This window comes from Streptomyces sp. NPDC018964 (assembly GCF_044390325.1).
In the GTDB taxonomy this organism is placed as follows: Bacteria; Actinomycetota; Actinomycetes; order Streptomycetales; family Streptomycetaceae; genus Streptomyces.
Genome location: NZ_JBIRYZ010000009.1, coordinates 230,263 through 241,447, shown reverse-complemented (window position 1 = coordinate 241,447; position 11,185 = coordinate 230,263). Strand labels below are relative to the sequence as shown.

The 11,185-nt window shown below is 75.1% G+C and carries 6 protein-coding genes; all 6 read right to left on the bottom strand.

What is annotated here, in order from left to right; translation table 11 throughout:
- Nucleotides 1-72: 72 nt before the first annotated feature.
- Nucleotides 73-1,329: a helix-turn-helix domain-containing protein gene (locus ACH5AO_RS18090; RefSeq protein WP_398925685.1), complete on the bottom strand. Its 1,257-nt coding sequence runs from the start codon at nt 1,327-1,329 to the stop codon at nt 73-75.
- A gap of 145 nt (nt 1,330-1,474) precedes the next feature.
- Nucleotides 1,475-4,171 carry a LuxR C-terminal-related transcriptional regulator gene (locus tag ACH5AO_RS18085; protein ID WP_398925683.1) on the bottom strand — a complete coding sequence of 899 codons (2,697 nt, stop codon included), beginning with the start codon at nt 4,169-4,171 and terminating at the stop codon, nt 1,475-1,477.
- 165 nt (nt 4,172-4,336) lie between these two features.
- Nucleotides 4,337-5,239, bottom strand: a complete 903-nt coding sequence (locus tag ACH5AO_RS18080) for an alpha/beta hydrolase family protein (RefSeq protein WP_398925681.1) — start codon at nt 5,237-5,239, stop codon at nt 4,337-4,339.
- 1,165 nt (nt 5,240-6,404) lie between these two features.
- Nucleotides 6,405-8,090 (bottom strand): hypothetical protein, encoded by a 1,686-nt coding sequence (locus tag ACH5AO_RS18075; protein ID WP_398925679.1) that lies wholly within the window; start codon nt 8,088-8,090, stop codon nt 6,405-6,407.
- 101 nt (nt 8,091-8,191) lie between these two features.
- Nucleotides 8,192-8,683 (bottom strand): hypothetical protein, encoded by a 492-nt coding sequence (locus ACH5AO_RS18070; RefSeq protein WP_398925677.1) that lies wholly within the window; start codon nt 8,681-8,683, stop codon nt 8,192-8,194.
- Nucleotides 8,680-11,076 carry a molybdopterin oxidoreductase family protein gene (locus ACH5AO_RS18065; RefSeq protein ID WP_398925675.1) on the bottom strand — a complete coding sequence of 799 codons (2,397 nt, stop codon included), beginning with the start codon at nt 11,074-11,076 and terminating at the stop codon, nt 8,680-8,682. Before ACH5AO_RS18065 ends, ACH5AO_RS18070 begins: the two co-directional genes overlap by 4 nt.
- Between the last annotated feature and the right edge of the window lie 109 nt (nt 11,077-11,185).

Below are 11,185 nucleotides of genomic sequence, written 5' to 3'. Positions count from 1 at the left end.
CAGCTAGGGGGCGGTGTGGTGTGGGTGGGGGGCGTGGTTGGGCGTCGGCGGGGGCGGTGTGGCTGGTTGTTGTCAGGTGAGGAGGGTGCGGGCCGTCAGGGCCAGGCTGACCTCGATCAGGTCGGTGGGGCGGGAGAGGGAGCGGCCGGTGAGCTGTTCGTAGCGGCGGAGGCGGTTGAGGACCGTGTTGCGGTGGCAGTAGAGGCGGCGGCTCGCCCGCTGGGCCGAGCCGTCGCAGGCCAGCCAGGTGGCCAGGGTGTCCAGCAGGACCTCCGCGTCGGCGGGTTCGAGGTGGGCCAGCGGGCCGAGCAGCCGTTCGGCCAGCGCGGCGCCGAGTTCGGGAGCCGACACCACGAGCGCCGCCGGCAGGTGCTCGGTCAGGTGGACCGTGCCGCCCTGTCCGGGGCACAGGCTCAGCGCGGTGTCCGCGAGCCGCCGCGCCTCCCCCACCGCGGCCAGCCCCTCGACCACGCTGCTGACGCCCACCCGCGCACCGGCCGCCTGTTCCTCCGTCACGACGGGCTCCGTGCCGTCCTCGACCAGGACGATGCCGTGGTCGGCGTCCACGCCCGTGTGCCAGTGCGCGCGCACACCCGGAGCGAGGGCCGCCCGGGCACCGGCACAACCGGTGGACCGGTCGCCGGCGACCGCGACGACCACGTACCGCCCGTGCTCGGGCAGGTCCAGCGCCCGCGCGGCCTCGGGCAGGTCGGCGATCCTGCTCGTGCCGTCCAGCAGGGCCGCGGCCAGCAGACGCACCCTGTTCTCCCTCCGCCACGCGAGCTGTCGCTCGGTCTGCCGGTAGGCGTCCGCGGCGAGGGTGCAGTGCTCGTCGACGAAGTTCCACACGTCGGACGCCACGTGCACCAGCAGCCGTACGTCCTCGGGCGCCGTCCGGGACGTCTCGTCGACCAGGCCCTGCCACACCAGCGAGCCGCCCAGCCGGAAGGCGTGCAGCAGGGCGTCCAGCGGCAGCCCCTGTTCGGCGCGCGCGGCGCCGATCTTCCAGGTGCAGCGCCGCGCCGCGTCGCGGGCGCCCCGCGGATCGAGCAGGGAGGAGATGCTGTGCCGCAGCGAGCGGTGCACCTCCTGCCAGATCGTGGCGGCGTCGCCCTCCACCGCGGCCCGGTAGGCGGGCTCCTGCTCCTGCAGGACGGCGACCAGCCCGTCGGTGAGCTGGGGCAGGTCGTCCAGCAGGACGCGGGCGGCCCGGTGCAGCACGCGCAGCGCGTCGGCGTCGATCAGCGACCGCACGCGCGGTGTCCGGGGCCGCGCGGCGGGCGCGGGCCCAGGGCGCGGCAGGGTACGTGGCCGTACGGCGTGTCGCATCGCGCATCTCCCCCAGGGTCGGCTTCCCGGCGGTGCCCGTACGGCGGCGGTCCCCGTACCGGCGCCCGGCCGGTACGGGAGAGCCGTGGGCCGGCCGCCGTCGGACTCGTCCTGCCCGAAGGATGACATACCGTCCGGTCGGTCCCTAGGGTTGTGCACCGGTCTTTTCCGCCTGACCGACGAGGCGGACCAGCTCGACGCGGGAACGGACCCCCAGGGTGGCGAAGATGTTCCGCAGGTGGTAATCGACGGTGCGGGTGCTGACGGACAGGCTCAGGGCCACCTCCCGGTTGGTGGCGCCCTCGGCGACGCGCCGCGCGATGCGCAGTTGCTGCGGGGTCAGCCGGGACAGCTCCCCGGTCCCCGGCCGCCCGGGGGCCGCGCCGCCCGCCCGCGACTCCGCGGCGGCCTGCTGCGCCCACAGGTGCGCGCCGCAGCGCTCGAAGCCCATCAGCGCCTCCCCTAGACGGCCGCGCGCCTCGCGCAGCCGGCGTCTGCGCCGCAGCCACTTGCCGTAGAGCAGTTCCGTGCGGGCCCGCTCGAAGTCCCCGGCCGTCTCCTCGTGGCGGTCCAGGGCGCGCAGGTACAGGGCGTCGGCCGCGTCCGGGGCGGCCAGCAGGGCGCGGCAGCGCAGAAGTTGGGCGGGGGCCTGCGGGTCGGCCCCGCAGGCGGCCCACAGGGCGAAGTCCTCGACGGCCGCGGCCGCGTGCTCGGGGCGCCCGGCGAGCACGGTGGCCTCCACGAAACAGGGGACGGCGAGCATCCACACCGCGAAGTGGCCGCGGCGGGCACCGGGGCGGACCAGGGGGCCCAGCCGGTCCGCTGCCTCGCGGGGGCGTCCGGCGCCGAGGTCGGCGCGGGCCGCGGCCCACTGGGCGAGCGTCGCGGCCTGCGCGAGCCCGTGCCGGCGGGCGGTGCGCAGGGCCGCGGCGACGTGCTCGGCGACGATCTCCCGTTCCCCCTCGATGGACGCGGCGAGCGCCAGGACCGCGTGGTGGTGGGCGGCCGTGTTCCGCTGTCCGGTCCGCGCCGCGGCGCGCAGCCCCTCCTCGGCGTGGGTCCGGGCGAGCTGGTGGCGTCCGGCCCGCAGTTCGGCGTAGGCCAGGTACTCCAGCGCCCTCGGTTCGAGGGCGGCACTGCCGAGGGTGCGGGCCGTGGCGAGTGCCCGCGCGCCGGCGCGGCGGGCGGCGGTCAGGTCGCCGAGCACGAGCGCGGCGGAGGCGGACCGCAGGAGCGGCTCGGGCTCGTCGCCGGACAGCCCGCGCTCGACCACCCGCCGCAGCGGGCCGGCGGCACGGTCGAACCGTCCCAGGAGCACGGCCCGCATCCCGTCCCGGTGCTCCCGCAGCGGTACGGAGGACGGGCCGGCGGCCAAGGCCCCGGAGGAGGACGCCCCGGTGGGGGTGAGGGCGTGGAGGCAGGAGTCCGGGTCGCCCGCCGCCCATGCCGCGTCCACCGCTCCCAGCGTCGCCGTGCCGGCGGCCTCGTGGCCGGCCCCGGCGAGCAGGCCCGCGGCCAGCAGGAAGGACTCGCGGGCGTCGTCCACCGGCCCGTCGGCGAGGAGCACCGTGCCGCGCAGGAGTTCCGCGCCGCCGCGTGCGGAGGCGGGGACCGGACCGCTCCGGGCGGCGTCGAGCAGGCGCAGGGCCTCGGAGGAGTGCCCGGTGAGCAGGGCCTGCGACGCGGCGGCGGTGTAGCGGTGTGCCCGCTCCGCCCCGTCCGCCGTCAGTTCGGCGGCGCGGGTGAGCGCCTCCCGGCGCAGGCCCGGCGGCGCGGAGGCCGCCGCCGCCGCGAGTTCGGCCGCGAGGGCGGGGGCGGGACCCGTGACGGTCCGGGAGCGGTGCAGCAGCGCGAGGACGCCGTCCGTGCCGGTGCCCGTCAGGCACGCGGCCAGTGCGTGGTGCGCGGCACGGCGCCGCTCGGGCGGCGCGCCGGCGTACACCGCCCGCCCCAGCAGCGCGCTGCGGAACCGCAGGCGGCCCTCGGCCAGGACCAGCACCTCGGGCAACGGCCGCGCCGCGTCGGCCCCGGCCGCCCGCCGTACGAGGTCCGCGTCGGCGTCCGGTTCGCCCGTCGCGCGCACGGCGGCCGCCGTCGTCAGCAGCAGGCCGGTCCGGTCCGGCGGTACGCCGGTCAGGCACCCGCCGGCCACTCCGGTGAGGACCTCCCCGTCGGCCAGCGGCCGGGGCAGCGCCCGGCCTCCGGCGAGCTGGGCGGGCGACAGCCGGTGGACCAGCGCCAGCAGCAGCGCGGGGTTGCCCTCGGCCGCCGTCACCAGTTCCTCACGCACGCCGGGGTCGACGGCACCGCCGGTCACGTCGTCGACCATCCGGGCCGCGTCCCCGGGGGCCAGCGGGCCCAGCCGCAGCACGGGCAGTGCCGCCAGCTCCCGGTCGACGGGCCGGTGTCCGGGAACCGTGAGGAGCACTCCCGCCCGGACCCCCGTCGCACGCACCCGCGCGGCGGCGTGTCCCAGCGCGGCGCGCGACGCGGGGTCCCACAGGTGGGCGTCGTCCACGCACACCAGGAGCGGCGACGCGTCGGCCGCCGCGCGCAGGACGTCGAACAGCGCCTCCCCCGCCGTGCCGTCCCCGGCGACCCGCGCGGTACGGCCGGCGGCGCGCAGCAGGGTGCGCAGGCCGCTCAGCGGCGGTGCGTCACGGCCGGGTTCGGCGCGTACGTGCCACACCGGTCCGGCTCGGAAGGAGCCGGCGGCGTACTCCAGGAACCTCGTACGTCCGCAGCCGGGTTCACCGGTCACGACGTGGACGCCGCCGTCGGTGCGCAGCCCGTCCGGCAGCCGGTGGAGCGCCTGCCGCCGGGGGATCGTCTGTCCGGTCATCCACCCGATGTTACTCATGCGTAAGGTGATGTGGAGGGGGCGCGTCCACGAGTGTGCCGTGGCCCAGGGCGCCCGGTGCCCGGCGGTGCGCGCGCACAACGCCGGTGGCGGCCCGCGTCGTGCGCGGACCGCCACCGGGTGGTCGTTCGGGGGGAGCCGGGTGTCTCAGGAGGTGTGCGGGCAGTTGCCCCTGGACTCCTCGATGGTCAGGCTCGGCCGGGGCAGCGGGCACAGGAACTGCTCGTAGCGGGTGTCGTTGTCGATGAACCGCTTCAGCCAGGAGATGCTGTACTTCGCGATCGTCGTGTTCGACGAGTTGGGCGTGAAGTGGGTGGCACCGTTCAGTTCGATGTAGGCCCGGTCCAGGGAGGACGGCAGGCCGCTGTAGAGGGGCTGGGCGTGGCTGGAGACGGGGGCGATGGTGTCGCCGTCGGCGCCGAAGAGGAGGGTGGGGGTCCTGACCTCGGACCAGGTCTTGTCGAGGTTCCAGGGCGTCAGCGGGATCGCCGCCTGGAGCGAGGGCCGGTCCTTGGCGGCTTCGAGGGTTCCGCCGCCGCCCATCGAGTGGCCCATGACGCCCAGCCGGCTGCTGTCGACGCGGCCGCGGACCACGCTGCGCTGGGTGAGGTAGTCCAGCGCGGCGAGCAGCTGGTCGCCGCGGGAGGCGGGCTGGTCGAGGGTGGTGTTGGTGTCGATGGTGAACACCACGAACCCCTGGGAGGCCAGGCGCGGGCCCAGCCAGGCGATGGAGGACTGGTAGGCGGTGAAGCCGGGCGAGATCGCGATCGCCCCGAAGGTGCCGTCGGCGGTGCTGGTCGGGTAGTAGATGGTGCCTCCGCCGAAGCCGGTGACGGACAGTGAGGAGACGGAGATGTCCGACACGGCGTACGGGCCGCGCAGCGCCTCGATGCTCGATTCGGTCGGTGCCGGGCCGCGCTCGTAGGGGTTGTCGGCCGCCTGGGCGCCGGGGCCGCTGAGCGTGGTGAGGCCGACGACGGCGGTGACGGCCGCGGCCAGTGCGGCGAGCCGGCCGGTCCGGCGCCTGCTGGTGTGGGGGTGCTGCTGCACGACGAGTGGTCCTCTCTGTCGCGGCGGGCGGCCCGCCCGGCCGGTGCGCGGGGATCACGGCGTGGTGGGGGCCGTGCCCCGGCCGGGGGCGCCGCCGATTGACTGGGGGGTGCCACTGTCGGAGAGAAGGGGGCCGGTGCGGACCGGCAATCTCACCGGTCTCGTGCACCGCGCCGGGCGTCCCGGGTGCCGGGTGGCGGGGCTCCGCGACGGGCTCGGGCACCCGAAGCGGCCGTGCCCGCGCGTACGGCGTGCCGGTGCGGAACGGGGGTACACGGGCAGGCGCGGTCACCGTCGGAGTCGGCGCCGACGGTGACCGCGTCCCGCGCCACTCCCGGCTCCTCACCAGCCCCCAGCCGGCCGGCAGAAGCCTTGCCCCGCACCACGGACACGGGCCCGGCCCACGCGGGGCCGACCGGCAGTCGTCCGCCCATTGACCGTCCCGCGCCGCTCCCGGCTCCTCACCAGCCCGCAACCGGCCGGCAGAAGCCTTGCCCCGCACCACGGACACGGGCCCGGCCCACGCGGGGCCGACCGGCAGTCGTCCGCCCATTGACCGTCCCGCGCCGCTCCCGGCTCCTCACCGGCCCCCAGCCGGCCGGCAGAAGCCTTGCCCCGCGCCACGGACGCGGGACAGGCCGGCAGTCGTCCGCCCGCCGACGGCCCCTCGCCGCGAGAACTCCACCGCGTCCCGGCCGGAGTCCGCACGGCCGGCGGTCCCACCGCGCGGTCACCCGCCCGCCTACCGGGCCGGGCCGGCCCGGTAGGCGGGCGCACCGTGACCGGCGTCTTCGTCGTCCTTCCGGGATCCGGCCGGCACCGCCGCCATGCGTTCCGGCGCCGCGCGTCACCCGACTGGCCCGCCGGACGAGCCCCCCGGGCCCGGTCCGTGCTCGAATGGGAGCAGCCCCCATGCCTACCCGGAGGGAGCTGGAAATGCACGAGATGTGGTGCGGTGCAGACACTTCGGGAGAGCTGGTGTGGCATGTCCTCACGTCGGACAAGTCATCCACGCTCTGCGGAGTGGAGAAGCAGGACGAGCCGACTCACCGGCATGTGACGGACCGGCACTGCTTCTCCTGCATGAAGACGTTCCAGGCCGTCGTCGAGGCGAGCTGAGACCGGCCGCCGTCCGGCTCCGCCGGACCGGCCCGGGCTGGCCGGTTCAGTGACAGGGGTGGCCCGCGCCGGAGGTCTCCGGGCGGTGGGTCTCCAGCCGGCAGAAGCAGGAGGACTCGACGGGCACGTCCGCCAGCGCGGCCGCCTGCCTGAGCTGCTGGGCGATGATCGCCGCCTCCCCGGTCCTCCCGGTGCGCAGCAGGCACTCGTGGAACCCGTGCAGCGCCCAGACGTTGCCCGGGTGCTGCAGCGGCCGGGGCAGGACGCCGTCGAGGCCGAGGTCGGCCCGGTACACGGCTTCGGCCTCTTCGACGCGGCCCTGCTCCAGCAGCAGCGCCCCGTAGGCGTGCCGGGTGGGCTGCATCCAGCCCCAGGGCTCGTCGTAGGGCAGGTTGTCGTCCAGCTCGACCGACCGCTCCAGCGCGGCGAAGGCGGTGTCGTACTCGCCCTTGCGGTAGGCGAGTTCGCCGTCCAGCATCGCCGACGCGATGGCGAGGATGTCGTGGCAGGTGTTGTTGAACAGCATCCGGGTCCCCGGGACGCGGGCCACGGCCGCGCGGAAGGCGGCCCGCTCCGCCTCGGCCCCGTCGGTGGCGCCGGTCGCGGAGAGGGCGACGCCCCGCGCGTAGTGGAGCATGGCGGTGGTCACGCAGTACAGCTCCGGGTCGGCGGGGAACGGCAGCGCCAGGACGTCGTCCCAGCGGCCGAAGCGGATCAGGACGTGGACGCGCATCGCCAGGAATCCCTCGAGCCAGTCGGCCATGGGCGGGCTCTGCACCCTGAGGAGTTCCTCGGGGACGGCGGCCTCGAGCCGCGCGGCGGCGTCCAGGGCGACCTGCGACTGGCCGGCGAACATGGCGCCGTAAATCCTGAAGTGGTGGTTGTGGACGCGGTAGAGCGTGTAGAAGTTCATGGCGCCGGCCCGCTCGAGGTACTTCTCGTCGGCGGCGACGGCGACGGTGTTGTCGGAGACGACCCGGCGGTAGTCGCCGCACAGCACCTCCAGGTGTGAGGGCATGTGGTGCAGGTGCCCGGCGTCGGGTACGGCGCCGCGCAGCCGGTCGGCGACGGTGAGGGCGGCTTCCGGCGTGGGGGACATCTCCATCAGGTGGACGTACAGGTGGAGGACTCCGGGGTGCCGGGCGCCCGCGTCGGTGGCGAGCGCGCCGTCGAGGACGGCCTTGGCCTCCAGGGTGCGGGCGCCGTCGGCCGGACGGCCGGTTTTCAGGTCCCACAGCTGCCAGGGGGTGAGGTTCATCAGGGCGTCGGCGCAGAGCGTGGCCACGTCCGGGTCGCCGGGGGCGTCCTCGTACACGGCGAGCATCCGGTCCGCGTAGGGCTCGTTCCACACCGAGCAGTCCTCGGCGGCCTCCGCCTGCGGGTAGCGGGCGCGCAGGGCCTCGATGAGGGCCCGCTCGACGGGGGTGGCGTGCGCGGCCTTCTCGTGCGCCCGCTCGACCGCGTGGTGGGTGCGGGCGACGGTGTCGACGAGTTCGGTGCCGTCGAAGGCCTCCCAGGGCTTGTTGTAGTTGGGGCCGAGGGCGTAGGCGATGCCCCAGTGGGCCATGGCGCAGTCCGGGTCGGCCTCGGCCGCCTTCTCGAAACAGGCGACCGCCTCCTCGTGGTTGAACGCGTACGTCCACGTCAGACCCCGGTCGAACCAGAGTTGGGCGTCGGCGGAGGAGGTCGTCACGGGCCGGTGGTGGTCGCCGAGGTCGTAGTAGTCGTCCATGTGTGCCTCCCGGGGCAGCGGGCGTCCGGTAGGGACGAAACCGACGATAGCGGGGCACACACGTCGGCGCAGGCCTCCCCGGGGGCCGCCACCCGTACCGGTTACGCGCTGACGAGGAGCTGCGGCGACAGCACCTTGATCATCGTGTTGGTCCAGCGCATCTGGCGGAGGGTCTGCGGATGGCAGGAGGAGACCAGCTCCAGCAGCTCCCGGTCCCGGGTGGCCTGTGCCGCCTGGGCGAGCATCTCCCAGTGGAGCGAATTGCGCGAGGCGGCCAGATGCAGGTCGCGCAGGTCGTGCAGGAGCGGCAGGCCCGTCTCCGGGCGTCGTCCGAGGGCCTGGGAGGCCTTCTCCCGCAGGGCGGTGAGCGGTCCGGGCGAGGGGTGGTCGCGGGGGCCGGACAGACGGACGCCACGGCCGTGGCCGAGGGCGGCGAGCCGCGCGGCGTGCTCCCGGGACCAGCGGGCGACGTCGGTGGCGACGTGGTGGAACTCGTGCTCGGCGCGATGGCGCTCGGCGGCGGCCAGCAGGTCCTGTTCCAGGTCCCGCTCGTCGTCGTGCAGGGTGCGCAGGGTGTTGTCGACGCCGTTCATGATCCGCTCCTCGTCGTCCCGGTGCCGTCGGTGTCCGTGCCCGGCCCCGCGCCGCGCCGGGCGACCAGTGTCACGCGGGCCGCGGACGTCTTGAACAGGGGCTGCTTGGAGAGCGGGTCCCAGTCGGTGACGGTGGTCTCGTTGGCGGCGCGGCCGGGGGTGTCGTCGGGCGGCCGGTGGCCCTGGGGGGTGTCCCAGTAGCCGTAGTGGAAGGGCACGAACACCACGCCGTCGCGGATCGCGGTGGTCCGCAGCCGGGCCCGGATCGCCCCGCGCGGGGTGGCGACCTGGACCAGGTCGCCGTCGGACAGGCCCTGTGCGGCGGCCTCCGAGGGGGAGATCTCCGCCCACACGTCCGGCGCGGCGGCGTTCAGCTCGGGCGCGCGGCCGGTCTTGGTGCGGGTGTGGAAGTGGTACACGGTGCGGCCGGTGATCAGCTGGAGGGGGTACTCGGGTGAGGCGTCCTCGTGCGGCGGGAGGTACTCCGCGGCCTTGATCACCGCCTTGCCGTCCGGGTTGAGGGAGCGGTACTCGACCGGGGTGACGGGCGCGCCGGTCACCATGTCCTTGCCGTAGCTCTCGCACCGGTCGGGGTGGGCGTGGTCGAAGCCGTCGGTGTAGAGGCGGGCGGTGCCGTCGGGGGCGTCCTTCGTGCAGGGCCACTGGATGCCGCTGCCGTGCCGCAGCCTGTCGTAGCTGAGTCCGGTGTAGTCGCAGGGGCGCCCGGCGCTGCACCGCTGCCAGGCGGCGAACGCGCCCTGCGGGTCCCGCCAGCCGATCAGCGGGCCGCCGTCCTTGTCGCGGAAGTCCATGCGGGCGGCGAAGTCGAGGAAGATGTCGAGGTCGGCCCGGGCCTCGCCGGGCGGTTCGACGGCCTTCTCCGACAGGTGCACGGTGCGGTCGGTGTTGGTGAAGGTGCCGGTCTTCTCGCCCCAGGTCGCGGCCGGCAGGACGACGTCGGCGAGCTGGGCGGTCTCGGTGAGGAACAGGTCCTGCACCACCACGAACAGCCGCTCCTGGGCGAGGATCGAGCGGATCCTGGCGAGTTCGGGCAGGGAGACGGCCGGGTTGGTGCCGGTGATCCACAGCATGCCCAGCGAGCCCTGCTCGGCGTAGCGGAAGATCTGCATGGCGTGGGTGGGCGGGCCGTAGTGCGGGATGGCGTCCGGCTCAACGTTCCAGATCTCGGCGAGCTCCGCCACGTGCCGGTCGTTCTGCCAGTTGCGGAAGCCCGGCAGGTCGCCGTCGGCGCCGCATTCGCGGGTGTTCTCGGCGGTGGGCTGGCAGTTCATCTGCAGCAGGCCGCAGCCGGGGCGGCCCAGCATGCCCCGGATCAGGTGCAGGTTGTTGACCTGGACGGCGGCGGAGGCCTGGTGGGACTGGTAGACGCCCTGCAGGACGGTGGACAGCAGCCGCCGCGCGTCGCCGAGGAGCTCCGCCGCCCGTTCGATCTGCGCGGCGGGGACGTCGCAGATCCCCGCCGCCCACTTCGGGGTGCACGCCTCGACGCGGGCGGCGAGTTCGTCGAAGCCGACGGTGTGCGCGTCGATGTAGGCGCGGTCGGTCCGGCCGGTGCGGATGATCTCGTGCAGCAGGGCGTTGAGCAGCGCGACGTTGGTGCCGGGGCGCGGCGCCAGGTGGATGTCGGCGCGGCGGGCGACGGGGGTGTACCGGGGGTCGACGCACAGCAGCCGGGGCGGGTCGGAGCCCTCCAGCCGGTCCAGCATCCGCATCCACAGCACGCTCTGGGTCTCCGCCACGTTGTGCCCGAACAGGGCGATGGTGTCGGCGTGGTCGACGTCCTCGTACGAGCCGGGCTGGCCGTCGGAGCCGAAGGTCTCCTTGAGGGCCTCGGCGGCCGTCGCCGTGCACAGGCGGGTGTTGCCGTCGAGGTGGTTGGTGCGGATGCCGGCGTGGGCGATGAGGGCGAGGGTGTAGTACTCCTCCAGGAAGAGCTGTCCGGTGGTGTAGAAGCCGACGGCGCCCGGACCGCGTTCGTCCAGCAGGTGCTTCGTGCGGGCGGTGATCCGGTCCATGGCGGTGTCCCAGTCCGACTCCACCAGCCGTCCGTTCTCCCGTACGAGGGGCCTGGTCAGCCGGTTCGGCGAGTGGTTGGCCTGCCAGCCGTAGAGGTCCTTGGGGCCGAGCCGGCCGCGGTTCACCCGGTCGACCGCGCGGCCCCGCACGCCCACGATGCGCCCCTCGCGCACCGCGATGTCCAGCGCGTCGCCGTTGGAGTGCAGGATGGAGGCGGACCGCACCCACCGTTCCACGTCCTCCTCCGTGAGCCCCTCCGCCAGGTGCGTGTCGGTGCGGGCCGGCCAGGGGGTGCCGGGCGCGTAGGGGGTGCGCGTGCCCCAGGGGTCCGCGATCCGGTCCGTCGAGCTGTCCAAGGTCCGGCCTCCCACGGGGAACGGTGTCGCTCCGCGAGTACCCCCTTTCCGGAGGGCAAGCGCTCACACGGGGCATCCGATGTGGCGCTTTGTGCCTTTTCGAGCGGTC

Coding starts and splice junctions, on each gene's coding strand:
- ACH5AO_RS18090 (WP_398925685.1), bottom strand. CDS start 1,329: ATGCGACACGCCGTACGGCCACGTACCCTGCCGCGCCCTGGGCCCGCG.
- ACH5AO_RS18085 (WP_398925683.1), bottom strand. CDS start 4,171: ATGACCGGACAGACGATCCCCCGGCGGCAGGCGCTCCACCGGCTGCCG.
- ACH5AO_RS18075 (WP_398925679.1), bottom strand. CDS start 8,090: ATGGACGACTACTACGACCTCGGCGACCACCACCGGCCCGTGACGACC.
- ACH5AO_RS18070 (WP_398925677.1), bottom strand. CDS start 8,683: ATGAACGGCGTCGACAACACCCTGCGCACCCTGCACGACGACGAGCGG.